This window comes from Brevibacillus reuszeri, from assembly GCF_001187725.1.
GTDB lineage: Bacteria > Bacillota > Bacilli > Brevibacillales > Brevibacillaceae > Brevibacillus > Brevibacillus reuszeri.
The window spans coordinates 1-25,417 of the sequence record NZ_LGIQ01000006.1; the positions used below are offsets into that span (position 1 = coordinate 1).

At 42.8% G+C, this 25,417-nt stretch carries 19 protein-coding genes, 7 tRNA genes and 4 pseudogenes; 24 read left to right on the top strand and 6 right to left on the bottom strand.

Annotated elements, in window-relative coordinates; genetic code table 11:
- The first annotated feature begins 164 nt into the window (after window positions 1-164).
- The 7 genes from ADS79_RS09385 (at window position 165) to rocF (ending at window position 2,013) form a co-directional block, all read left to right on the top strand.
- Window positions 165-240: transfer RNA gene (locus tag ADS79_RS09385), tRNA-Val, on the top strand.
- A 122-nt stretch (window positions 241-362) separates the two neighbouring features.
- A tRNA-Gln gene (locus ADS79_RS09395) sits at window positions 363-437 on the top strand.
- Window positions 438-444: 7 nt separating this feature from the next.
- Window positions 445-520 (top strand) — tRNA-Lys (locus ADS79_RS09400).
- A 50-nt stretch (window positions 521-570) separates the two neighbouring features.
- Window positions 571-644, top strand: a tRNA-Arg gene (locus ADS79_RS09405).
- 87 nt (window positions 645-731) lie between these two features.
- Window positions 732-808 (top strand) — tRNA-Pro (locus tag ADS79_RS09410).
- Window positions 809-848: 40 nt separating this feature from the next.
- A tRNA-Gly gene (locus ADS79_RS09415) sits at window positions 849-922 on the top strand.
- A 194-nt stretch (window positions 923-1,116) separates the two neighbouring features.
- Window positions 1,117-2,013: an arginase gene (rocF, locus tag ADS79_RS09420; RefSeq protein WP_049738194.1), complete on the top strand. Its 897-nt coding sequence runs from the start codon at window positions 1,117-1,119 to the stop codon at window positions 2,011-2,013.
- A gap of 96 nt (window positions 2,014-2,109) precedes the next feature.
- Here the strand turns inward: rocF and ADS79_RS09425 are convergent, their stop codons facing one another.
- On the bottom strand, window positions 2,110-2,259 hold the full coding sequence (locus ADS79_RS09425; protein WP_049738195.1) for an aspartyl-phosphate phosphatase Spo0E family protein: 150 nt from the start codon (window positions 2,257-2,259) through the stop codon (window positions 2,110-2,112).
- Window positions 2,260-2,435: 176 nt separating this feature from the next.
- Between ADS79_RS09425 and sigW the strand changes: the two genes are divergently transcribed.
- The 8 genes from sigW to ADS79_RS09465 all read left to right on the top strand — a co-directional run bounded on the left by sigW (window position 2,436) and on the right by ADS79_RS09465 (window position 11,994).
- The gene (sigW, locus tag ADS79_RS09430; protein WP_049738196.1) at window positions 2,436-2,999 is read left to right on the top strand and encodes an RNA polymerase sigma factor SigW; all 564 of its coding nucleotides are present in this window, start codon (window positions 2,436-2,438) and stop codon (window positions 2,997-2,999) included.
- Window positions 3,000-3,015: 16 nt separating this feature from the next.
- Window positions 3,016-3,639, top strand: a complete 624-nt coding sequence (locus tag ADS79_RS09435) for a zf-HC2 domain-containing protein (RefSeq protein WP_049738197.1) — start codon at window positions 3,016-3,018, stop codon at window positions 3,637-3,639.
- A gap of 106 nt (window positions 3,640-3,745) precedes the next feature.
- On the top strand, window positions 3,746-4,564 hold the full coding sequence (gene cdaA, locus ADS79_RS09440) for a diadenylate cyclase CdaA (RefSeq protein ID WP_084765762.1): 819 nt from the start codon (window positions 3,746-3,748) through the stop codon (window positions 4,562-4,564).
- Entirely contained in the window at window positions 4,557-5,807 is a 1,251-nt protein-coding gene (locus ADS79_RS09445) for a CdaR family protein (protein WP_049738198.1), read from the top strand. Before cdaA ends, ADS79_RS09445 begins: the two co-directional genes overlap by 8 nt.
- Before the next feature lie 43 nt (window positions 5,808-5,850).
- Window positions 5,851-7,197 carry a phosphoglucosamine mutase gene (gene glmM / locus ADS79_RS09450; RefSeq protein ID WP_049738199.1) on the top strand — a complete coding sequence of 449 codons (1,347 nt, stop codon included), beginning with the start codon at window positions 5,851-5,853 and terminating at the stop codon, window positions 7,195-7,197.
- 476 nt (window positions 7,198-7,673) lie between these two features.
- Window positions 7,674-9,506: a glutamine--fructose-6-phosphate transaminase (isomerizing) gene (gene glmS / locus ADS79_RS09455; RefSeq protein WP_049738200.1), complete on the top strand. Its 1,833-nt coding sequence runs from the start codon at window positions 7,674-7,676 to the stop codon at window positions 9,504-9,506.
- A 630-nt stretch (window positions 9,507-10,136) separates the two neighbouring features.
- On the top strand, window positions 10,137-10,877 hold the full coding sequence (locus tag ADS79_RS09460) for a class I SAM-dependent methyltransferase (RefSeq protein WP_174769655.1): 741 nt from the start codon (window positions 10,137-10,139) through the stop codon (window positions 10,875-10,877).
- 130 nt (window positions 10,878-11,007) lie between these two features.
- Window positions 11,008-11,994, top strand: a complete 987-nt coding sequence (locus ADS79_RS09465) for a phosphotransferase enzyme family protein (protein WP_049738202.1) — start codon at window positions 11,008-11,010, stop codon at window positions 11,992-11,994.
- 103 nt (window positions 11,995-12,097) lie between these two features.
- On the opposite strand, the pseudogene ADS79_RS36835 reads toward ADS79_RS09465, so the two are convergent.
- A pseudogene (locus ADS79_RS36835) lies at window positions 12,098-12,317 on the bottom strand (IS110 family RNA-guided transposase); the annotation flags it as partial.
- Window position 12,318: 1 nt separating this feature from the next.
- A pseudogene (locus ADS79_RS36035) lies at window positions 12,319-12,640 on the bottom strand (IS110 family transposase); the annotation flags it as partial.
- On the opposite strand from ADS79_RS36035, the pseudogene ADS79_RS36040 reads away from it, so the two are divergent.
- Window positions 12,641-13,163 (top strand): annotated as a pseudogene (locus tag ADS79_RS36040) (transposase); the annotation flags it as partial.
- A 506-nt stretch (window positions 13,164-13,669) separates the two neighbouring features.
- Here ADS79_RS36040 and ADS79_RS09475 read toward each other — a convergent pair.
- Window positions 13,670-13,888, bottom strand: a pseudogene (locus tag ADS79_RS09475) (hypothetical protein); the annotation flags it as partial.
- A 292-nt stretch (window positions 13,889-14,180) separates the two neighbouring features.
- Between ADS79_RS09475 and ADS79_RS09480 the strand changes: the two are divergent.
- From ADS79_RS09480 to ADS79_RS09495, 4 genes are all read left to right on the top strand, one after another.
- Complete coding sequence (locus ADS79_RS09480; protein WP_049738205.1) at window positions 14,181-14,648, top strand: MarR family winged helix-turn-helix transcriptional regulator; 468 nt, start codon at window positions 14,181-14,183, stop codon at window positions 14,646-14,648.
- Window positions 14,649-14,664: 16 nt separating this feature from the next.
- Window positions 14,665-15,636, top strand: a complete 972-nt coding sequence (locus tag ADS79_RS09485; RefSeq protein WP_049738206.1) for an acetyl-CoA carboxylase carboxyltransferase subunit alpha — start codon at window positions 14,665-14,667, stop codon at window positions 15,634-15,636.
- 593 nt (window positions 15,637-16,229) lie between these two features.
- Window positions 16,230-16,583: a helix-turn-helix domain-containing protein gene (locus ADS79_RS09490; protein ID WP_236699938.1), complete on the top strand. Its 354-nt coding sequence runs from the start codon at window positions 16,230-16,232 to the stop codon at window positions 16,581-16,583.
- A gap of 170 nt (window positions 16,584-16,753) precedes the next feature.
- A complete protein-coding gene (locus ADS79_RS09495) occupies window positions 16,754-17,407 on the top strand; it encodes a lysozyme inhibitor LprI family protein (RefSeq protein WP_049738208.1) in 654 nt (217 codons plus the stop codon).
- Window positions 17,408-18,432: 1,025 nt separating this feature from the next.
- On the opposite strand, the gene ADS79_RS09500 is transcribed toward ADS79_RS09495, so the two are convergent.
- Entirely contained in the window at window positions 18,433-19,308 is an 876-nt protein-coding gene (locus tag ADS79_RS09500) for a hypothetical protein (RefSeq protein WP_049738209.1), read from the bottom strand.
- A gap of 436 nt (window positions 19,309-19,744) precedes the next feature.
- Between ADS79_RS09500 and ADS79_RS09505 the strand changes: the two genes are divergently transcribed.
- From ADS79_RS09505 to ADS79_RS09520, 4 genes are all read left to right on the top strand, one after another.
- Window positions 19,745-20,053 carry a hypothetical protein gene (locus tag ADS79_RS09505; RefSeq protein ID WP_049738210.1) on the top strand — a complete coding sequence of 103 codons (309 nt, stop codon included), beginning with the start codon at window positions 19,745-19,747 and terminating at the stop codon, window positions 20,051-20,053.
- A 500-nt stretch (window positions 20,054-20,553) separates the two neighbouring features.
- The gene (locus tag ADS79_RS09510; RefSeq protein ID WP_084765764.1) at window positions 20,554-20,991 is read left to right on the top strand and encodes an NUDIX domain-containing protein; all 438 of its coding nucleotides are present in this window, start codon (window positions 20,554-20,556) and stop codon (window positions 20,989-20,991) included.
- Window positions 20,992-21,514: 523 nt separating this feature from the next.
- Window positions 21,515-22,231, top strand: coding sequence for a 3-ketoacyl-ACP reductase (locus ADS79_RS09515; protein WP_049738212.1), 717 nt, complete (start codon window positions 21,515-21,517; stop codon window positions 22,229-22,231).
- 1,222 nt (window positions 22,232-23,453) lie between these two features.
- Entirely contained in the window at window positions 23,454-24,392 is a 939-nt protein-coding gene (locus ADS79_RS09520) for an alpha/beta hydrolase (RefSeq protein WP_049738214.1), read from the top strand.
- Between the two features lie 630 nt (window positions 24,393-25,022).
- On the opposite strand, the gene ADS79_RS09525 is transcribed toward ADS79_RS09520, so the two are convergent.
- Window positions 25,023-25,100 (bottom strand) — tRNA-Cys (locus ADS79_RS09525).
- Window positions 25,101-25,417 lie beyond the last annotated feature (317 nt).

Sequence of the window (25,417 nt, forward strand, 5' to 3'; positions counted from 1 at the left end):
CACAGCAGCCTTTCACGCTGTCATACAGGGGTTCGAATCCCCTACGGGTCACCATACCATACCCCACAAAGTGAAACTGATGTTTTTATTATCTTTCAGTTGTCGGGGTCCCCGAAAAGTATTCGGTGTTGCTACAACGCTGTGCTTCACTTTTTGGGGTATTTGGAGGCTTAGCTCAGCTGGGAGAGCATCTGCCTTACAAGCAGAGGGTCGGCGGTTCGATCCCGTCAGCCTCCACCACTTATATTTTAAAGGATANGGGAGATAGTGAAGTGGCTAAACACGGCAGACTGTAAATCTGCTCCCTCCGGGTTCGGCGGTTCGAATCCGTCTCTCCCCACCATTTTTATTTTTAGGCATATTGGGGTATAGCCAAGCGGTAAGGCAACGGACTTTGACTCCGTCATTCCTAGGTTCAAATCCTAGTACCCCAGCCATTTATGAGAGCCATTAGCTCAGTTGGTAGAGCATCTGACTTTTAATCAGAGGGTCGAAGGTTCGAGTCCTTCATGGCTCACCAGTTTTTACCCCAAAAGACTTATTTTTCGGGGAAGAGACAAGGAATAATATGTGCCCTTAGCTCAGCTGGATAGAGCGTTTGACTACGAATCAAAAGGTCGGGAGTTCGAATCTCTCAGGGCACGCTTCTACACCCCAAAAAGTGAAGAAGAGCGTTGTAGCCTATTCCGAGTACTTTTCGGGGGCCCCACAACCAAAACAAATTTTATTGTCGGGAAGTAGCTCAGCTTGGTAGAGTACTTGGCTTGGGACCAAGGGGTCGCAGGTTCGAATCCTGTCTTCCCGACCAGTTTTAACCCTACACTTGATGCCCTTTTTTGCGTTTCTTTGCGGGTGTAGTTCAATGGTAGAACTCCAGCCTTCCAAGCTGGTCGCGTGGGTTCGATTCCCATCACCCGCTCCATAACGAAAAGCAACGAGTGATCACTATGATCGCTCGTTTTTTATATGCTCACGAAAATAGCCTCCTGGAAGGGCCTAGCATCCCTTTCTGGAGGTTATTTATGCAAATTCCTGTCGAGTTGAGTCATTTCCCTTTCGGAGGCTACAATAAAAGCGTAGGAGCAAGAATGAGCGAAGGGAAGTGCGGCACTTATTATGAACAAAAACATTAGTATTGTGGGCGTACCAATGGATCTTGGAGCAGATCGTCGCGGTGTAGATATGGGACCAAGCGCGATTCGCTATGCTGGCGTAGTAGCTCGTTTAGAAAAAATGGGTTTGAATATTGAAGACCGTGGAGACATTTTTGTTACACGTCCTCACCGTTTTACAGAAACCGAAAATCATAAATATCTGGATGAAGTAGTGGAAGCCAACGAAAAGCTTGCTGATGTTGTAAGCGACATCATGCAAGGAGGGCGCTTCCCGCTCGTACTTGGCGGTGATCACAGCATTGCTCTCGGAACCGTTGCTGGTGTAGCCAAGCATGTGGAAAATTTGGGGCTCATCTGGTTTGACGCCCATGGAGACTTAAATACAGGTACTACTTCTCCTTCTGGCAATATCCATGGAATGCCACTCGCAGCGAGCCTGGGATATGGACATGATCGTCTAACAAACATCGGTGGTTACGCACAAAAAGTAAAGCCTGAAAACGTAGTAGTGATCGGTGCGCGTGATTTGGATGCAGGCGAGCGGGAATTGATCAAGCGTATTGGCATGAAAGTATTTACGATGCACGAAATCGACAAGCTTGGCATGGCGCGTGTTATGGACGAAGCGATTGCTCACGTATCCAAAAATACAGATGGCGTGCACTTGAGCCTTGACCTGGATGGTCTTGATCCACATGATGCTCCAGGCGTAGGTACACCGGTAATCGGGGGCATTTCATATCGTGAAGGTCATGTATCCCTGGAAATGCTCGCAGATGCAGACATTCTCTGTTCCGCTGAGTTTGTAGAAGTAAATCCGATCCTTGATCGTGAAAACATGACAGCGCGTGTAGCGGTTGCACTTATGAGCTCTGTTTTTGGAGATAAGCTTCTATAAGAAAATGATTTCTTTTTCCAAACAAAGAGAGGCAGAAAATGGCCTCTCTTTTTTACGTTTCCGCATCTTTACATTGGTGGGAGAAAGCAGTACATTCTAAGGATGGAGATTCAGTTTGTTCAATAGATGGTCAAGCTGAACACTTAGTTCCACTAGTTCTGGGGTAATGGATCGCTGTTCCTTGTAATGATCGTTCAGTTTTTTTCGTAACTGTTCAATCTGGAGGAGAACATCCTTTTTTGACATTGCGCTCTCTCCTTTACAGCGTCATGATATAAAAAGCTGCCACCATTAATATATAGAGGAAACAAGTGTTCATATTCCTCTATTACCCAACAAATTATCTTCACAAACAAACTTTGATACGAAACCATTTGCAGTATCATCCGTATATAGGATTACGGTATTGTGGGGAGGATCGCATGGATTTTGTAGAGAAACGGTTAACTCAGCGGGCAAAGCGTGGAGACCGCGAAGCTTTTGCCGAGTTGATCGAGATTTATAAAGACAAGATATTCCAGCTAGCGTATCGTATGGTGGGAAATCGCCAGGATGCAGAAGATATCGCGCAGGAGACTTTTCTGCGTGTTTATGCCAATTTGCAATCCTACGATGACAGCTACAAGTTCTCCACATGGATATACCGAATCGCGACCAATTTATGTATCGACCGTGGACGTAAGAAACGCCCCGACTTTTCATTGGATGAAGAAACCGAACCAGGCCAAGGCATGGACTGGTATTCGCGTTTATCCTCTAGCGAACGAACGCCTGAGGAAAAAGTCGTGACCCAGGAACTGCAGGAGACCGTACAGGATGCACTGTCCCATCTGCAGCCCAAGTATCGCTCGATTATGATCTTACGCTATATCGAAGATCTATCGTTACAAGAAATCAGCGATATCGTAAAGCTGCCCATAACAACTATCAAGACTCGAATTCATCGCGGGCGAGAAGCTTTACGTAGCAAGTTGCGATTGATGTGAGAAAGGAGAAATCACGATGGAATGCCGGGATATGATTAGCCTTATCCATGAGTATCTGGATGGGGACACTGATGAACTTACCAATCAGCATTTGCAAACACATATGAAGACTTGTGTGAGCTGCCGCCAACATATGCATGAGTTGCAGCGGGCCATCGCATTTGTTCAAAGTGCTTCGCATATTCATGTTTCTTCTGATTTTACGGCACGCGTACTTGCGCAATTACCTGCTCCTACCAAGAAAAACCTGTTCTCGAGCTGGTTACGGAACCATCCGTTCCTAACGGCAGCAGCAGTCTTTTTCTTTTTGATGACCGGCAGTTTGTGCGCCAACTGGTTTGACCGGGATAACATTTTGCAAGTATCCTCATCGAATATGGATAAACTGAAAATAGATCGTGAGCGCAATGTCGTTGTAGTCCCGGCTGGAATCAGTATTGATGGGGATTTGGTCGTACGAAACGGCAATGTGGAAGTCCAAGGTGAGGTACATGGTAATGTAGTTGCAATAGAGGGGAAAGTATTTGTGGCATCTACGGCGCAGGTCGTTGGAAATACCGAATCCATTGAAGCTATCTTCGATTGGATATGGTATGAGGTGAAAAATATTGGAAATGACTTGCTTCCAGCTTTGCCATAGGAGAAAATAGAGAGTACAGCTATCAACAGCACGGCAGTGGAGCCGTGCTTTTTCCACAGGAGATAGACTGATTTTTTGCGATGGAGCGAGATATGGGGGCTTCGTTATGATATCCATGGACTATGGCGACCTATTACGGTATGGAACGGATATTTTACTCGTTACATACGTGATTTATAAAATAATCATGCTCATTCGTGGTACGCGCGCTGTACAATTGCTAAAGGGGATCATGGTGATTGTAATAACCTGGCTCCTCAGCAAGTACTTCCAGCTGAAAACCTTGCACTGGTTGATGTCACAGGCCTTTACCTTTGGGGTATTGGCGGTCGTCATCATTTTTCAGCCTGAATTGCGCCGTGCCCTGGAGCAATTGGGGCGTGGAAAGCTTTTCTCCCGTTCCAGCAGCATACAAGATGACGATGTGGTAAATCGTCTCGTCCAAGAGGTATGTAAATCTGTTACCTACATGGCCAAGCGTCGCATTGGGGCATTGATCGTGATCGAACGCGAAACAGGCCTAAATGACTACGTTGAGACGGGGATCGCCATTAATGGCCGCGTGAGCTCGGAGTTATTGATCAATATTTTTATTCCGAACACGCCATTGCATGATGGAGCGGTGATTATGCGCAAGGATGTGATTCTGGCAGCCGCCTGTTATTTGCCATTATCTGAAAACAACTCCATCTCCAAGGAGCTGGGGACTCGTCACCGCGCTGCGATTGGTGTGAGCGAGGTTTCTGATGGCATTTCGATTATCGTTTCAGAAGAGACGGGGCAGGTGTCCTTTGCCACACATGGCGCAATGAATCGCAATCTGACGGAGGCGCAATTGGCAGAGATGCTGACAGAACAACTCCAGCCTTTGTCGAAGAGCAAATCCATGGGAAGTCGTTGGCAATGGAGGCGAAAACATGGATAAGTGGTTGAACAGTCATTGGTTTGCACGTGCAGTAGCGCTGCTTTTGGCTGTCATGATGTGGATGGTGGTCAACCTGGAAACAGAACAGACAAACCTCCCAGAAGCAGCAAGTCAACCTGTTTTGATTGATAGCGTCAATTTACATGTCAAATACGATACCGATCGCTTTCAGGTTGTAAAGCAGCAGCGAACGGTAAAAGTAGCATTGGAGAGCAATAACCCTTTTTACAAGCATAATTTATTCCCGGCGGATTCCTATGAAGTGTATGTCGATGCAACCAATTTAGGCAAAGGAACACACCGGGTGCCTGTGCAGTACAAAGGATTTCCGGACGAGGTAAAGGTCGGAATTATCCCGAACATCGTGGAAATCACCTTGGAAGAGAAAAAGACAGTGGAGCGAGAAGTCGCCGTAGAAATGCTGGGACAGGTGGCACCTGGCTATACCGCAGGTGAGCCGATTGTAAAACCGTTCCGTGCTCTTGTACGGGTGCCTGAAAGTCAGGTAGACAAGGTAGCTGCTGTCAAGGCATCTGTCGATCTGGAAGGGGCAACTTCCGCAATTAAGACTACAGTACCACTCAAAGTGGTGGACAAGTCGGGGAATGTGATTCAAGGAGCAGATGTGGTTCCACTCACCGTGGAAGTGAATATCCCGGTGACAAGTCCGTTCGTCAAAGTGCCGATCAAATTAAACTTGACGAATGAAATGCCAAATGGCTATAGTTTGGCTAGTGTGGATATGAATGTGGATGAAGTGACTGTGTTCGGACCAAAAGAAGTGATCGACGCCTTGAAAGCGACCACTTATCCTGGACCGGAGATTGATCTTAGCAACATTACATCAGATCGCCTTTTAGAGCTAAAGATACCGATAATGGACAACATCGTAAAGGTGGAGCCGGAGTATTTAAAGGTATCGCTCAAGGTTGTTCCATCTACAGTCAAGCGTTTGGAAAAGATCCCGATCCGCATTAGCGGGCTATCAGAGGACATGCAGGCTAAAGTGCTGTCCACCGATGGTCAAGAAATGTCTACAATCGATTTTGACGTCATAGGCGCAGAGCAGGTACTCGGCAACTTGAGACAGGAAGACTTGCAGGTAGTTGCAGATGTAAGCAACATGCCAGCGGGTGTTTATGAAGTAGCGTTGAACTACATTTTTAATCAGTCTGATTACATCAAGACCTCAGTAGGCGCACCGAAGAAGGTCACAATTGAAATCACGAACAAGCAAAGGTAGACATAAGCTGTTGTGTGCACAAGGAAGGAAATGAGGGACAAACATGGGGAAGTATTTCGGAACAGACGGTGTACGTGGAGTGGCAAATACGCAGCTGACACCCGAGATGGCATTTAAAATCGGACGCGTTGGCGGCTACGTTCTCACCAGACACAAGCAAGAAGGGAAACCAAAAGTGGTCATCGGTCGCGATACGCGTATTTCCGGTCAAATGCTGGAAAGTGCTCTTTTGGCCGGCTTGCTATCGGTTGGAGCAGAAGTGGTCAGGTTGGGTGTTATCTCTACCTCAGGTGTTGCGTATCTTACACGCGCACTCGGTGCAGATGCGGGTGTCATGATCTCGGCCTCCCACAATCCGTTTCCGGATAACGGAATCAAGTTCTTCGGCAGCAACGGTTTTAAACTGTCCGACGAAGTGGAAGCAGAAGTAGAACAATACTTGGACGCGGCAGAAGACATATTGCCAAGACCGACAGGCGAGCTCATTGGTACGGTACTGGAATTTTTGGAGGGAGGACAAAAGTATCTCTCCCACTTGAAAAGTACAGTTTCCGAACGATTTGACGGCTTGAAGGTCGTGCTTGATTGCGCGAATGGGGCAGTTTCTTCGCTAGCAGCCCGTCTGTTTGCTGATGTGGATGCAGAAGTGATTACCATCGGGGCTAACCCAAATGGAGTTAATATCAACGAACAGTGTGGATCTACGCACCCTGAGCGTTTGCAGGAAGAAGTACTGAAGCATAAGGCAGACCTAGGTCTTTCCTTTGACGGAGATGCGGATCGTTGTATTGCCGTAGATGAGAATGGGGAAATCATCGATGGCGACTACATCATGGCGATCTGTGCGCGTGCTCTCAAAGCAAAAGGAAAGCTGAACAACAATACAATTGTAACGACTGTAATGGCCAATATGGGCTTTTTCAAAGGGATGGAGGAATGCTCCATCAATACAACAAAAACGGCTGTAGGGGATCGTTACGTGGTCGAGGAGATGCTGCGTGGCGGCTACAATCTTGGCGGCGAGCAATCCGGTCACATCGTCTTCCTCGATTACAATACGACGGGAGACGGTCTCTTGACGGGTCTACAGCTCTTGAACATCATCAAGGAATCGGGCAAACCTTTGTCTGAACTGAAACAAGTGATGGTTAAGTATCCGCAGCTGCTTGTCAACGTACGCGTTGAGGACAAGTCTAAGCTAAACGGAAATGAGGCAATCGAGCAAGCGATCCGCGAAGTAGAAGAAGAGCTGGCTGGAAATGGACGTGTACTAGTACGCCCATCGGGAACAGAACCTATCGTTCGTGTCATGGCAGAAGGTCCGGATGCTTCCCAATTGGAAGGTCTGGTTCATCGGATCGTAGATGTAGTGAAACAAGAACTTGTGTAAAAAATAATGGAAAGGGAGTGGTGCGATGCCGCTCCCTTTTGCATACATGTAAATGACGAAGAATATTGTCGCTTACAGAGATCTGTGGTACAGTGTTCATGTGCATACGCACAATCGTAAATGGGGATCGAGGGGGAGATGAACGGGGAAGAGGACAAAGAATGCCTGTAAGCTGTAAGAACTGTTGACAAGCGCCAGCACTGCGGCTGCCCGACATGGAGCCCAGTGGACGAGGTGGAGGTTTATCGAAGATTTCGGCGGATACCTCCCGGCAGCAGTATCACTGCCGCAGAGTGCACGGACAAAACATCCGGGTGACCGGATGGACAAAATCGTGCTTGTGATACGTAAGAATAGCCACGGATGAATAACAAGAACGAATCATAAATAGATAAAACGTGGAATGGCGGGGGCACACCCCCGTACCATTGGCATTGGGTTGTGTCCCCCGTCATATGGAAGGGGACCATTCAATTATGTGCGGAATCGTTGGATATATTGGAACTAAACAAGCGCAAGATGTCGTTATCGGAGGACTTCGCAAGCTGGAGTATCGCGGATATGACTCGGCCGGGCTCGCTGTTGTGAACGAGAGAGGATTGGAGCTGGATAAAGCACAGGGACGTCTAGCTGTGCTGGAAGAGCGTCTGGAATCGCATCCATTGACAGGAAGTATGGGGATTGGGCATACGCGTTGGGCAACGCACGGAAAACCGTCTGATGAAAACTCCCACCCTCACACGGATGCAAAATCGTCCTTTGCTGTTGTTCACAACGGAATCATCGAAAACTTCCTGCCACTCAAAGAGGAGCTTTTGGCAAAAGGCTATTCGTTTACCTCTGAGACGGATACAGAAGTCATCGCTCACTTGCTTGCAGACATGTACGATGGAGATATCGTCTCGACAGCACGCAGGGCTGTTCAGCGCATGCGTGGTGCCTATGCACTCGGAATCATGACTGAGCATGAGCCAGATAAGCTCGTTGCCATCCGTTTGGCTAGCCCGCTGGTTGTTGGGGTAGGCAATGGCGAGAGCTTTATCGGTTCAGACATTCCGGCCATTTTGGAGCATACGCGTGATGTGTACATTTTGAACGAAGGCGAAATGGCTGTGCTGACTCGCGACGGTGTGGAGCTGATGCACGCAGAGACCGGAGAAAAAATCGAGCGTGAACTGTTTCATGTCGAGTGGGATCTGGTACAAGCGGAGAAGGGCGGATACGATTCCTTCATGCTCAAAGAAATTCATGAACAGCCGCAAGCCGTTCGTGATACGATGGGTGCACGCATTGATCCAGAACAAAAGCGCGTGATTTTGCCTGAGCTGAAAATGAGCGATGCCGAGCTAGCGATGTACGATCGCATCTATATCGTTGCATGCGGTACTTCTATGCACGCAGGTCTCGTCGGTAAGGACGTCATCGAAAAATGGACCCGTGTACCAGTTGAAGTTGCAGTTGCTTCCGAGTTCCGTTATCGCGACCCGATCTATACGGACAAGACGCTGATGATCGTGATCAGCCAATCCGGTGAAACAGCCGATACGCTGGCTGCGCTGCGCGAGGCGAAAAAGAGCAACGTGAAAGTCATGGCTATCACTAATGTGGTAGGCAGCTCCGTCGCTCGTGAGTCCGACGAAGTGATCTTCACCTGGGCAGGTCCAGAAGTAGCGGTGGCCTCAACCAAAGCGTACACCTCACAAGTTGTAGCTCTCTATCTGTTCAGCCTGTACTTGGCTCAGGTAAAAGGCACAATGACCGCGGCTGAGGTTGCGGAGGTTATAGATCATCTCGAGGAGATCCCGGCAAAAATCGCTTCTATGCTAGAGGATGCAGATCAGGTTCGTCATTTTGCAGAGAGCACAAAAGGGGTAAGCAGCCTGTTTTTCATCGGCCGCAGCCTCGACTATGCTGTATCGCTGGAAGGCTCTCTGAAGCTGAAGGAAATCTCCTACATCCACTCCGAGGCGTATCCGGCTGGTGAGCTGAAGCACGGAACTCTTGCGCTGATTGAAGATAATGTACCTGTAGTCGCTCTCGCAACACAACCTGACATCTACGAAAAAATGGTGAGCAACATCGTGGAAGTAAAAGCTCGTGGCGCGCATGTGCTGGGCTTTGCTACAGAGGGCAACTACGATTTGATCAAGAGTGTGGATGAGGTTATTTACATGCCGGCTACACTCCCGATGCTCACACCGATTCTGACCGTCATTCCATTGCAATTGCTCGCTTACTACGCTTCTGTCGCTCGTGGCCTGGATGTGGATAAACCACGGAATTTGGCTAAGAGTGTAACAGTGGAGTAAGGGTAGAGGGGTTTTGAGATATATGATTCATTACAATAAAGTGTTGTTCTGAACAACAAAGTATTGTTCTTGAATTATAAATACAAAAAAGTATTGTTTTGTTATAAAAGGTAACTCCCCGAGTCCCGAAGTTCTGTGACATTAGAGTAGGTAAAATTAAATTAGAGTCAGTATTTAAACAAAGAGCATTAGCGTAAAAGCTAATGCTCTTTGTTTATGAAAATACCTGTTCACTGATAATTATGTTTTAGACTTGGGCCGTTAAACTCCTATGAAAATAAAAACGCAAAAAGGCAGAAGAAAATGGAACCAGCCAAAGGGTTTTAAAAAAAGGGCTTTACCTATGTAAATATCAAATTAGTCAGCTTTAAAATTCCACGTGTCCTTTAACATAAAAAATAGGCTGGGCTGGTGCAACAACCAAAGAGGATTAATCTTCTATATGTTCCGTAAAAATAAAGTTGTAGACTGTAAAATAAAGTATTAGACCGAAAAATAAAGTACTAGACTGAGAAATAAAGTATTAGACTGGCGCCAGTTATTCAACAAACGGGCAGTATCTTCAAATACTTATGTTAAAATATGGTTATAAGTGGTCAAGCCAGCGAACAATATTTGGGGAGGGCCAGCATGGATAAGAATTCTGTTTATAAAACAAACAGTTTCTATTGGGATACAAAAGGAAATGACTTCTTAGGAGCAATCGTGCTTCCTTTTTATGGAGCATTTGTCTCAGAAGAAAAATGCCAGCTTTTTGGCGACGTCTCGGGGAAAAAGATGCTGGAGATCGGCTGTGGAAACGGTCAATCCTTGCAATATCATGGAGAACGCAAAGCATCTGAACTATGGGCTATGGATATATCAGAAAAACAAATCGAAAAGGCATCGCAACATTTGAAGTCGTGCGGTCTTTCAGCAAAATTGATCTGTTCTCCCATGGAAGAAGAATGTGGCGTACCAGTGGATTATTTTGACTTTGTTTATTCGATTTATGCCATAGGCTGGACTAGCGACCTTGAGGGTACTTTTTGCCGGATCGCATCTTACCTAAAAAAAGACGGTGTATTCATTTTCAGTTGGTCTCACCCTATACACAAATGTGTTGTTCTAGAAAATAATGGGCTTGCTTTTAAAAAATGTTACTTCGATGAATCTTGGTATTCGGTATCTCTTGATGAAGGAACTCTAACACTATCGGACCGTAAACTATCAACCTATGTGAATGCGTTGGCAAAAGCAGGATTTGTAATTGAGCAAATGATTGAGCAATCTGATGATGAAATTATGCAATCGCGGGACGGTAACAGCGATTTTGCAAAAAAAGCAAAGATGCTTCCTGTAACTTTTGTAGTCAAAGCAAGAAAACTATAGGGTTTGATAGCTTAATACACACGAAAATGGCAGCCTGCGTAAATGGCAGCCGTTTTCTCAACTAACGGGCAGTAATCATTAGTTATAATTAATCTTGGTCACTTAAAAGTACACGACTGGAGTGGATATTATGCTTTCTGAAGAAGAGTATGCGAAAGTGGCAAAAGAATCGTTAATTCAATATCCGATCATTTGTGATGAACTTGTTTACCTAGGAAAAAGTGATAATGTCACATTCCTAGTTCATACAAACGATGAAAATCAGAAGTATCTTATCAAAATCCATATCTCGACGAGTTCTAATAAAACAAAGGATAATATCGAATCCGAACTCATTTGGCTAGAAGCTTTGGATGGAGATACTGATCTCTTTGTACCTGTTCCTATAAGAAATCTAGAAGGTGATCTGGTAACAGAAATATCAACTTATCATAACGATAATAAATTCATTGTGACTATTCATCATTGGGTTAATGGCGAAGTGCTTATGAGAGAGCCAACAAGCAATGAAACTGCAAATTTGGCTCTATTAATGGCGGCTCTACATAAACATTCTATGCAATGGAATGCACCTGACGGCTTTAATAGACCGATATACAATTCCGATCATTTATATTTATCACTTAATCAATTAAAACATTTGTTAAATTTAGAACTTATGTCAAGTGAAGCATTTGCGTATGTGGAAGAGTCAGCGCACAAAATAGCAAATGTAATACAAAGCCATAAACGATTACAGAGTAACTGGGGAATTATTCATTCTGACCTTCATGAGAGTAATTATGTGTTTTATGAAGATATTCCTCGACCTATAGATTTTTCGAATTGTGGTTATGGTTTTTATTTATTTGATATGGCTGAAACATTTTTGCATCTTTCATTTGAAAATAGGAAAATATTCATTGCCTCATATAGCAAAGTACATCAACTTCAAGAAAATTATATAGAGTTATTAGAAGCTTTTTTTATATGGTCTATTATAAGAACTTTCGCATTCCATTCATTAAATCCCATTGAACATCAATCTCTAGCAGAAAGTTTTCCATCAGTTATTGAAGATTATTTTATAAAATATCTTAAAGGAGAGCATTTCTTGTTGAACTCCCATGAAAATTAATTTCTATGTATAACGAAAAATGGCAACACTAAAAAAGACGTAGCTCATTCATTTTTTAAAAACAGCAACGCCTGAGTGCTATGCTATGTATATTTCTCTTAGATTAAGAGGCTTCAGTAATCGTAACGGTATATCCCAGCTTTTCTAATCTCTGAACCGAATGCCTTACTATGAAATGTTGTTTTTGCTTTTCAAAATAATCTTCTCCTAAATCGACATACATTTCTTTACGGGTAAGTAGATAGTAGGAGATTCTTAACATGGCATGGGCTACAGAAATTGCAGCTCGTTTTTTACCTTTTCGTGCTGCTGTTCGCCTATACNTATCTCGGCTAGAGACGCCCAAAATATCGGATACAACAGAAGAAAGTTTAATGTTGGCGCCCTATAATACCTTTTGAATTCGGTTATGTTGTCGTGCGCGTTCTTCAATTATGCTTCGACGATATCGAACTAGTTCTCTCAACTCCCGTTGACTTCGGTTGGGAATATAACTAGCTGTAAGTAATCCATGGCGAAGAAGTTCAGCGATCCATTCGGCATCTTTGACATCTGTTTTTCTCCCAGGGACTGCTTTCATATGGGTAGCATTAACCACTAAAAATTCGATTGATTCTGCTTCCAATAAATTGACGATAGGCTTCCAGATATTCTCATTATGAGTGTTGATAACCCCCGAGGCTTTAATGAGGTCATTTTAGCATGTTATCCAAAGACAGAGATTCAGAAGTGTGCCATTCATCAAATACGTTTCCTATATGGATTTAAAAAAGGTTACTTCTGAGTTAAAGCCCATTTACAAAGCTCCTACGAAGCAAGCTGCACTCGAAGAATCGAACAGTTTGAGCAAACTTGGGGGAGCTAGTATCCCTTGATGGTACGTTTCTGGCGAACCAACTGGGATCAGATTGCTACCTTCTTTAATATCCCCCTTAAGATTCGAAAGCTTACTTATATGACCAACGTAATTGAAAGTTACCAATGACAACTTCGAAAAGTTACGAAAGGAAAGGCTCTGTTTGTTTCTCACAGATGATGCCCTTCTTAAGATGCTGTATCTCATCACTATGGATGTATTACGTAAATGGACAGGGCGGGTCCACAATTGGGGACAGATTCCCTTGCCGTTATCTGTTTTCTATGAGGATCGAGTACGCCTACATATCCGTTACCAAATAAAAGAAAGGATTCATCCCCGAAGGGATTGTCTTTTCCTACAACAACATATCAAGGGTTCCCTTTTCCTTACGTCCTTGGATCTGTTGGCTCCGAAAAAGATATCCCCATTAGGGGGATGAATCCTTTTAAATATTGGTCGATTGAGTTTACACACAATTCTTGACAGGCCAGAATGCTCCGGTTCCCGACTTTTTTTCAACGGTAATTCCGAGTGGTTCCATATTTTATTTTTATAGGTTTTATCACTTACCTTCGGAAACAAAGTAAAATCAACAAAGTTGGTTCCACAGTTTTTTATCACCTAACATATATGTGTTCTGTAAAAATAAAGTTGTAGACTGTAAAATAAAGTATTAGACCGAAAAATAAAGTACTAGACTGAGACATAAAGTGTTAGACTGGCGCCAGTTATTCAACTAACAGGCAGGATAATACAACAGCCGTGTTTGTCTATGCGTCTGAAGCATTAATGTATTGTATGTTTCTGTCTGTTGAACTAAAAATGGTTGCTAACAATACCAGGCCTGGGACGATGATGACACTTAATTTTTGAACAGATTTCGTCAGCTTGTGTGGAAATGTTGAGCGATGCACTCTCGGATTGAGCCTCACCCACATATCCATGGAGTTCTTTGGAAACAATCGTTGTGGTATTTGTTGCTTTTTCAAGAGGAACCTGATTATCGATATTTCCTGGTTTTGTTGACAGATTTATATCTTTGCTGGCATAAAAATGCACCCCCTGAGGTTTTCGTAAATCCGCAGGGGGTTTTTCCAATGTCTGCATTAAGGGGTGCACTTCAACCGAAACACGCTGGCTGCTTAGGCTTTTTTAGTTCTGTCTATTTGATAGGGGTAAGAGACGGTCGACTGGTAATCCAAAATGGTTTTCTTTGGATGTGAAATAAGGCGGTAACTTGTTAATACATCTATTTCATGTATAATGGAATAGATGTATTGTACATATTATGCATGACACACCAATCAAGGGGAGTAATTAATTTCTTATGAATAGAGAAGAAGCCTTGAAACTAAGAACAGATATTAAAAAATTTATAAGAATAACTGGAATTCTCGAACCAGAAAGAATTCCAAAAGATCTGTTTGAAAAACCTTTATCGGTTTCTCAAATGATGGCGTTAGAAGAACTAGAGCTCAAGAAATTAACTATTTGGGAATTAGCTAACAAGCTTAAATTAGAACAATCATCGGTAAGTAGATTAGTAGACAAGTTGGTAAAAAATGAGCTTATTTGCCGTGAAGTAAATGAAAATAACAGAAGAGAGGTTTATCTACATCTTACAGAAAAAGGGCAAATAACTGTTAATTCTTTACGGGAGCAATCGATAAGTTTTTATCAAGGAATTCTCAATGATTTATCAGAATCTGAACGGAAAACAGTTGTCAATGGCTTTGAACTCTTAATCGATTCGATATCTAAATCCGCTTCCTTAAAAAGGAATGAAAAATCGTAATATAAGGAGGCCATGAATGAGTTTGGATTTTGAAGGGCCAATAATAGAATTAAAAGAAAAAATCGATGAATTACAGAAGTATATGGAAAAAAATGATCTCGATTTATCATCAGAAATTCATGCATTAAAAGAACGATTAAAAGTAATGCAATGTGAAATTTATACTAATATTTCACCATCTCAACGAGTTCAAATTGCTCGGCTTCGTAACCGGCCTACAACTTTAGACTATATTCCGTTATTGTTTACAGATTTTATCGAACTTCATGGCGATCGACTATATGGAGATGATAAAGCAATAATGGGTGGAATTGCGAAATATAAAGGCATGCCTGTTACGATTATTGGTCACCAAAAAGGTAGGAACACAAAGGAAAGCATAGAAAGAAATTTTGGAATGGCACACCCAGAAGGTTATAGAAAAGCTTTACGACTTATGAAGCAAGCTGAAAAATTTAATCGCCCTATTATTACATTCATTGATACATCAGGTGCTTATCCAGGGAGAGAATCTGAAGAGCGTGGAATTTCTGAGGCAATAGCTCGTAATTTATTTGAAATGGTAACACTTAAAGTACCAATTGTTTGTATTGTAATAGGAGAAGCATCAAGTGGTGGAGCCCTTGGTATTAGTATCGGAAATCATATTCATATGCTAGATAACTCGTGGTACTCGGTTATTTCTCCGGAAGGAGCGGCATCGATATTATGGAAAGATGCTAAATATGCTCCAAAAGCGGCTGAATACATGAAAATTACAGCAAAAGATTTGAAGCACTTAGGAATTATTGATCAAATCATTCCTGAAGTGAAAGGTGGAGCACAAAATGATATAAAATGGCAGGCGGAAAGGGTTGATTCTGTAATCGAATCATCACTAAAAGAATTGGTACTAATGTCTCCAGAAGAGCTTACACAACAGCGATATGAAAAGTATAGAGAGATGGGGAAAACTGGAATCATAAACGGAACTGATGAGGAAAAATAGAGAAGAACAAGAGCGGTTCATCCAATTACGTATCGAGGGAGTTAGTGGGGACAAACCCTTCAGATAGCTACGAGTCACTTGCTTATCATATACAATTTTTGGATCACAAATTAAAGGAAAGGTAAATGCGTTTTCTGTGGGGTGAAACCCCCGAGTATAGTCTACCGATAACCAACAAGCTGGTTGTGTTTTATCAAGTCTTCTCATTTTTTGTTAAGTTACTTCGCTATCGGGTTACGATAGCTCAATAAACCAGGCCAGTCTAACACTTTATTTTTGTGTTTTGACTGGCCTATTTTTATGGAAGGATTGAATAGTCTAATACCTATTTTTCTAAGGTAAAGAGCTTTCTTATACAGCAATAGCATCAAATAAACAACAACAGTCTAATACTTTATTTTCTCTGAACAATATGTGTTCAGTGATAAAAAACTGTGCAACCAGTAAAGAATGTGTGAAACCAGTAAAAAAACTATGCAACCAGTAAAAAAACTATGCAACCAGTAAAAAAGTGTGAAACCGCTTAGTTTAGTCCCGATGATGGAGTTACTTATCATCGGGACTTTTTATTCTATTAAGAGGAGGATATTATTTTGACGATAGGCAGCCGAATTAAAATGATCCGAAAGACGAATAAATTGAACCAGGCGACTTTTTCTAATCAAATCGGAATATCGCAAGCTACTTTGAGCGAATTGGAGCAAGATAAATACAAACCATCAGTTGATACAATAATGGCTTTGTCCACTCATTTTGGTGTGAGTATTGAGTGGTTGTTATTTGGGGTTATTAGTAATTCTGTAGGTGATGGCGGAAGGGTATTTGATGTACACAATATTAGTAAAATTGAGGGAGACTTGTTAGAGGAGTTTAGAAAACTTAAAGTAAAGGACCAAGAAGAAATTCTTGATTTTATTCGATTAAAAATAGCGAAATATGAATCCTAATATAGTATTAAAGTAAAGGTGTTGGAATGGAGAAGCATTAAGCTAACAGGCAGGATAGTTCAAAAGTATTCGCGAATACCCTACATATGGGATTATTTACGAAGTTCGTGAATAAGACGTTATGCGCCATTACCGATAAATATTAAAGATAATATTTAAGGAGATAATTTATGAAAGGTAAGATACTCTTACTATTTTTTATTACGATAATGTTTTCATCTTGTCAAAATATTAGTCAATCGACTACTTTGAACGGCGAAACTAAATCAATAATGAATTCTGAACTGCCTCCTGATGTAGTGAGTACAGGTAATGGAACAGAATCGAAAGAAATAACTGAAGGTCGATCAGATCCTTCTAACAATGAAGTGTTATCCATGAACATTGGGAACTATGAATTGAAAGGAGAATTTTATGATGAAATGCTTCGAAATCCTATAGATCATGATTATGAAGTGGAATTTAATGAATATCAAAATTCCAAAGAGATTATTACAACATTGGGATGGGGGGCTTTGGAAAGCAAATACACAGAGATTTGGGATAAAGAGTTGAATCAAATATATAAAAAACTTCTTTCTAAGTTGGATAGAGAATCAAGAGAAGCACTAATTGAATCGCAGAAAGAATGGTTACAGTATCACTTAAGGGAAACAAAATTTGTAGAGAAGACATTTATTGATAATCGTTACCTTGGATCACAAGGATCGGTAAGCCTAGGCAGGGTTATACGGGAGAGAATTAGGGAAAGAACAATGCAATTATTTGAATATCGATATTTGCTAGATCGTGAAGTTGAGTTTTTATACCAAAGTAAAAAATAGAGTTGGAATCTTGATCAAAGGTTTTTAGGTGATGCTTCGAAGACAGTAACGGCGCATAACACTGTATTCACGCTGCGGGGCTACCACCCCTTGGTTGTCAGATGTATAATCTAGGAAGAAGCTCAGACAACAAACGGCCCAGCCTAAGATAAGAGCTATCTAGGGCTGGGCGTTTTCGTAGATAGGTGTGACTTCGTACTGGAATGGGAAAAAGAGAGTTTTAGAGTCGGTCCGATAACCTCTTCCAACGAAGAAATAGCCGTGGTTGACGAGAATGGACAAGTTACGGCCAAACAGTAGGGAAAAGTGCAAATCATTGCAACCTACCAAGGGAAAAAAGCAGTATTCCCGGCCCAGGTGAAAGGGTAGATACTTAAATTGTGTCAATGGATAACGTAACCTCCTTTCAAAGAGATAGGAGGTTCTTCTCGTTAACTTCGTCAAAAAATGAATCAGAGTTGGTCATTAATAAGAGTAACTACCCTAACGAGCAGGATAGTTGCAAAAAGGAAAGTATTTATAAGCATCGAATACCATTCGCCCTCAAGTTGATTGTTTCATAAATGCAGGTCATTGAACTGACGGGATCGATAGCCAAGCCTATGTTTTACCAGCGCGTAAAGGAATACGAGATGGAAGCGAGGCTATAGTGAGGAGGAGTTTCATGGAAGCGAGTTCCGCCCCGGGTTGTCCACCACATTCGACCCATGAGAATCGTTTATGGAGGCGTACAGAGACGGGGCTATTACTCTTTTTTGAACGATAGTAAGAGCTCAACACCTTCTTCAAATCGCTATACGAGGAGAGAACACCAATTGATTTGGAAAAAATCAGAAAAGCCTTAACATGCCAGGATGGCCTGGGAAGCGAGATCAAGATCGGGCATAGACGGACTGCACGAGCGTGCCGGTTACTGTTACGGAGACTGATCATATAGTCGTCGGGGCGTGCAGGACGCACTGTTGCGCCAGATGCGCTCGCCGCTCCCGATCAGTGCACCGGCCGAAGTGGTCAGGGCAGCAGCATCAACCGTCCGGTGCGGCGTACTTCCTTACGTCCGGCTCGAATGTCGCTCCATTGGACGAGTCTAGCTCCACGTGGGTGGTTCCGCGATCGTCGGTCAGCACGAGCATTCGCGAGCCGACGACGGGGACGCGATCGGCGCTTGTGCGCATGTGTGCTGAGACGACACGAGGAGCACCGTCGACGATAAAACCTACCTCGACGTTGAATATTGGGAGATCGAAGAGCCAGCTGTTCGCGAAGCTCACGGCGGTCAGCGTCCCGGTGAAAGACGAGCCCTCCAAGCGGAGGCGATCGATGTCCGCCTGACGCCGCCGGGCGTGGGCGATCGAACCGGGCAACCGCAGGAGCGCGATGGCGGCCCAGAGGGCGAAGCCGGCTCCGACGACGGCGCCGAGTTCTGGTGGGATCGTCGGCGACGTTGCAATGGCGTCGAGGTCGAAGGGTCGCGACGGATCGCTTGTCAGCGTCCAGAGCAGGAGGACTCCCGCGTCTGCGACGAGACCTCCTGAGACCGCGAGTGACGCGAACAGGCCGGCGACCCTGGTCTGTCCGAACTGATCGACTGCTCGCGAGTACACTCCGCCGGTCGCACTGATCGCGACGAACAACAGCACAACAGCGACGCCCACCGTGACCGGATGACCGAGGAACATGCTGATCGCTGGTGTCGGCGCAAGGCCGAGCAGGGCACCGAACGGCACGGAGCCTGTCAGCGCCCACAGTGCAGCGGCTGCGAGCAGCCACGGCAACAGCGGAGCCGCACGTCCTACGGGACGTCCCGGCCGGAGTACAGTCATCCGTCCGCCCTTGTCAGTGGTGGAGAACAGCGGCAGCGTCTCGAAGTGCTCCTGCTGACCGTCCGCAGCATCCCTCATCGGCATTGCCCTCCTACCAAGTATCCCTTTTCCACTAATCTGTCAGATATTATTCGTTCGCAATGACGCTGATTATATTTAGCCATACACACCTTCACCTCCATAATTTTTTGGTCTCTTTACTACTGAATCAGCGTGCAGGGCCAACATCTCTTTAAAGGTCTGTGGAAAAGGAACAATCCGATCCCCGGTCATGAAAGCAGTAAATCACTTTCTTGAGGTATATTCAAAGCTGATATCACTGATGCGCAGTTTGAGTCGAGACTGGCACTACCCCAACTAGTAGCAATGAACCAAAAACTATGATCAAAAAAATCTCTCCTTTCGAGATTTACACATAATTTCATTTTTGAGGCTCATTGGTTAATTGTCAATCAAATGCTCAGAACCTTTCCTAGTCCTCATCACACGATTTGTATAGAAGGAGGCGCGAAAGATGAATGTATACGAGATCAACGGCTACTGGATAGCTGCAAACAACGCAAATGAGGCATTCGATTACTATTTAGACTACTCGTGCTTTATTGCTGGTGTTTATTTTAGCCAAATGAGCGAAGGGGCAGAAGAACAAGTGACTATTATTGTCAGACGGGTGCAGGCAAAGGAAATGACGAAAAAGGACATTCCTTGCTGCGAAGATGGATGCGAGCGATGCGGAGAAAAGAACGATTGTGAATATGACTCAATGCAAGAGCCAACTACTGTTATAATGTTAAGAATCCATTCAAAAGGTAAGAAAGTATGAAGGAGTAGGGCAAATAACTCACCTAATAGTACAAAACCAATAAAACATAACCAAAAATTCGATATGTTTTTTGAATGTTGAATTCTTAAGATAAAAAAACAGAAAATTCCTACAATGAAAATGAAAGGAGTAATTATTGCAAGAAGTTTTATGTTTTCAAGTGGGTCATTGATTAGTAAAAAGTAGATCAAAGTTGCACCAATTAGCGAACCTGTACAGCCTTTAAAATACATAAGAATAATATTACCGCGGTTATTTTACGTTTAAGTAGCGGTTCCATTTTAACGCGACTGTTAATTACTGGCAAATGCGGAAGATGATCTATTTAACAAAAGAGGAATTAAGTAAAGGAGAGAGCTCGGATTTTATTCAACTAACGGAGATCGATAGCGTAACAAAAAGAGGCTGTAGGAAGTAATACCGCTGCCATTACTTAACTAAATGACAGGTAGCTTTGTGGGTATAAATTTGTTTTTGAGTTTCGGGGGAGAGACCTTAAGATCAGAAGTGCCGCTAGAGTGCTATTGAGCCAAGATGATCATTTTCTTGCTGTGAAATACAAGGAGAAGGACAGAGTTTTTTACGCGTTACCAGGTGGTGGTCAGGAAAAAGGGGAGTCCCTCCATACAAACCTTCAACGTGAATGTCAGCAGGAATTAGGGATCAATATCAAGATTGGTGAACTGCTTTTTGTACGTGAGTGGTTCAACGAAGAACTGGGTGTTCACCAAATCGAATTCATTTTTGAGTGTACCCCTCACGGGAAAATCATAGAGATCAAGAGTGAAATTCCAGACCCAAACCAGATCGGAATTGAGTGGTTACCTATTTCTGATATGGTGAATTATATCTATCCTTTACGGATGCGTGAACATTTGCTCGCAATGTTCGAAGGACACGCAAATATAGTTTCTGTATATCTAGGAGAAGAAAATTGAACCTCTTTCAATATTGGATTTCCTCATTCATTAAAACTAACAGGTATCAATAGCAGAATACTAACAATAAAAGGCTGCCTGGGGACTATAAGGCAGCCCTTGCTGATCTAAAGGGCAGTTTTTTGCAACTGGTTTCCTAGAAGGTACGTCCCATAGATAATCCCCTAACTTGTCCTCTCTCAAATCTTGCCCTGATCCCCATCTTTGCAGACAACAAATCCCATACACTCATCAGTTGAGTTATGGCAGCGTCAATGGCCTCGTATGGAACATCGTCCCGGGATTGTGTCGAAAATCCTTAAAGAAATGTTTCAAATAAGTTAACCAGTATGGCAATATCGTTATAATCGAGCAAGTGTGGGATGATGTAATCCCTCAATAAACCAGTGATATAATAAAAATTGTGCAAAAAACCGAATAAAGCCGTGATAAAACGGGGAAGGGATAGATAAAGAACTGGGAAAAAGCAGGTCCATCAATCCTTTCAGCTAAAGTAAATCTATTTCATCAAGGAGTGAACACTATGCAAACAATCAAAGGTAAAGTGGCGTTAATTACAGGAGCAGGACGTGGAATTGGACGTGCAACAGCAGTAGCTTTTGCACGAGAAGGTATTCACGTAGGTCTCGTTGGACGTACGCTTGAAAATTTACAACGAGTAGCAGAGGAACTTAAACAGTATGATGTGAAGGTAGCAATCGCTATGGCAAATGTATCGGATTTAGACTCTATCACTACAGCGGTTGAATCAATTCGTGGCGAACTGGGTGCAATAGATATTTTAGTAAACAATGCCGGCATTTCAAAATTCGGCAACTTCATGGACTTAACGCCTGAAGAATGGACAAATATTATCGATGTCAATGTAAAAGGTGTGTACTACACAACACGTGCGGTATTACCGGAAATGATAGAGCGAAAAACAGGTGACATCATTAATATCTCATCAACAGCTGGTCAAAAAGGTGCACCAGTTACAAGTGCATACTCGGCTTCAAAAGCTGCAGTTATCGGATTAAGTGAGTCATTAATGCTTGAAGTGCGTAAGCAAAATATTCGTGTTACAACATTAACGCCAAGTACGGTTGCAACAGATATGGCTGTTGAACTCAACTTAACAGACGGTAATCCGGATAAAGTGATGCAAGCAGAAGATTTAGCTGACTTAATGGTTGCAGGACTAAAACTTCATCCGCGTGTTTTATTAAAACATGCTGGACTTTGGTCAACCAATCCTTAATAAAAATATTTGAAGCATCAAGACGCTATCCTATGTATTTTGGATGGCGTCTTCCTTTTTATAGAATAAAAAACTCTAATAGGGGTGTAACCAACTGAACAGATTAAACTAAGCTATCATGAGATATCACTTTCTCTTCAACTATGGGGTTCGATAGAGGAACAAGCACAAATAAAGGCTGCCGGTATTAACACCGGCAGCCTTCGCTAAACTAATGGGCAGTAACCTTTCGATACGCAAGAACTATACCTACCAATTTATGGGTGTGCATTTTATACTTTAATTCTGTAAAGAGACAATCATAAATATATATTGTGATTATTTTAAGATATAAAAGGCTATAAATATCAGGTGTTTTAGGACAGTTGTTGTTATAACTCACATTTGTTATAAAAGGTATCTCTCTGAGTCCCGAAGTTTTGTGACATTAGAGTAGGTAAATTTAGATTAGAGTCAGTAATTAACAAAGAGCATTAGCGTAAAAGCTAATGCTCTTTGTTTATGTTTAAATACATGTTCACTGATAATAATTTTTTAGACTTGGGCCGTTAAACTCCTATGAAAATAAAAACACAGAAAGGCAGAAGAAAATGGACCAGTGATGCACCGTGGTCGCCGGAGTCATAACGGATGGGCTCAAGGCACCATGTTGAAAGACCTTCTTCGCCAGCTTATCAATCATTATGGACGCACTAATCCATTTTCATAATCTGTGGTGCAGCGAGCTGCATGATTGTCTAACGGGCAGAATAGTTTAAGATCATGAGCGGAGAACCATACCACAAGTGACGGCGAAAAATAATGGTGTTGAGGATCAATGAAAATGTGTTGGACGTATGGAATAGTTATCAAACTTCTTAGATGCAATGTTCGTTAAACTTTGATAGCGTAAAATAAGTTTATATATGGAGGTGAGATAAGCGGACAGATTGAAACGCAGCAGATTAATTTTTCATAACGCCAGAAGAATTTAAAAACGTTGTAAAACTTTTTGAGCAGAAACAAGCCCAATTTAATTGGACTAATTATGTCCGGACAGAACATGACCAAAATCAGGTGTAAGCTGCTTCGCTTTTCGGCACATGCAGCAGATGTGTTGGAAGAGCAAGAGCCACCTGTTCGCAAAGCAAAAATTCGGATCAATGACATGATAATCTGAATAAACCGGAGTGAAAGGAGGAAGATACGTGTGGAACTAAAAGAAGGGGTAACGAAAAAGAGGATGAGTAAACCGCTTCGTATTATCCTTAAATCCCTTGCAGCTATAGCTATAGCAATTTTACTTTTTATAGCCATTGTTTTTATCGTTGATCAGGTCAGCAGCAAATCAGAGCAAGGAAAAATACAATCTTATGGCCAGTTAGTACCTGTGGATGGGAAAAAAATGAATGTATTGATTCAAGGCAACGGTGAAGAAACCGTCGTGCTCCTGACAGGTTATGGAACAGCTGCACCGGCTCTTGATTTTAAGCTGTTAATAGACAAGTTATCTCCCTATTACAAAGTCGTCGTAATTGAGCCTTTCGGTTATGGACTAAGTGATGAAACTGATAAAGAGCGGAGCATGGACAATATTGTAAGTGAAATTCATGAAGCTTTACAGCAGCTCAATATTGACCGTTTCCCGTTAATGGGCCATTCTATTGCAGGAATTTACGGGATGGCTTATGTGAACAAATATCCGGACGAGGTGCGTGCATTTGCCGGAATCGATACCAGTGTTCCAACACAAGGTGGTATGGATGTCACATTCCCGATAACAACGTTTAAATTACTCAAACAAACAGGTTTCGGCAGATTGATGCTGAACCTAGATGCTGACCTCTATGCTGAAACGCCGTTTGATGAAGAAACAAAAGAACAAATGAGAATGCTTACGTATAAAAACATGTTTAATGATACTACCTTGAACGAATTGGAAAGTGTTTCTCCTAATTTTAAAGGGGCTAAGCATTCAACATTCCCCAAAGAACTTCCCCTTATTTTGTTTGTAGATGCGGGTAATACAAGTAATGAAGGATGGATACCGCTCCATGAAGAGCAAGTCAAAAATTCTGTACAGGGAAAAATGTTGACATTAGAAGGCGGCCATTATTTACACCATTTCCGGTCAAAAGAAATCGCTGAAAACTTCATACAATTTATGCAAGAAATAAAATAAGTGCACGAAAAGGTTCATGATACAGAGGGTGTCTCAAAAGTCATAAAATGACGGAGGGACACTCTCTTTGATTTTAATGAGGGAACGAAGTGTAGTCATATCCAAGATTCAGGTGAAAAGTAGGTAGACTCAAGACAGACGATCACCAAAATGGAAATAAGAGACATACATATAACCAATCTGTAGGATATGGATTAGAATCAGGCTGAGTAAGAAAGCGATTAGAGGCAGCCATCTCGTGGGAAGAAGAAGATCAGTAAAGCGTTGTCCCGGCTTATCGAGGAGCCAGTGATGACCGCCAGATATATGAATGAAGAAATATTCGCGTTGTCGGTTTTCGAGAATGGAGACATCCAGGCCGAAAAAATCTTTTGTGAACCGTATCATAAATAAGGGCAAAATTTTTAGTGTTTAGTTTTTTATTAAGTCAGATAGGAGAGTTACAAATGGGCATCTTTGGTGCAGCAGCTCTGCATGAATGGTAACGGGAACGTTAGGTCAATGAACCAGAGGCAGTCTAGGACTTTATTATCGTGTCCTGGACTGCCTCTGGCTCTGTTAACATGGCAGAACTCCAGCCTTCCAAGCTGGTGTGTCTACCAATTCAACTACGCCCGCAAAACGAAAAGGCGGAGAGTGAGGGATTCGAACCCTCGCTGCACTAACGGTTTTGCAAACCGTCCCCTAAGGCCTCTTGAGTAACTCTCCACAAATCATAGAGCGGGTGATAGGACTCGAACCCAGCAGCGACCCGAGCGAGTTCGAGTCTCGCGACCGCACCATGTCTCTCAAAGTATGAGAGTAAAAAAATACTTGATTCCCTGGGGACTGCATGTTATAGTGAAATTCCGCCCACGAGAATGTTTGGTTGGGTTGAACAAATCGAGTTATATTAAAATTAAGTTGTTGACTTACTTCTCTCGATTTGATAATATGAAATTCCGCGGTTGAGACCGCTGAATAAAATGCTCTTTGAAAACTGAACAGCGAAAGCGTTAATGAGTCTATCATTAAATGATTTGCCA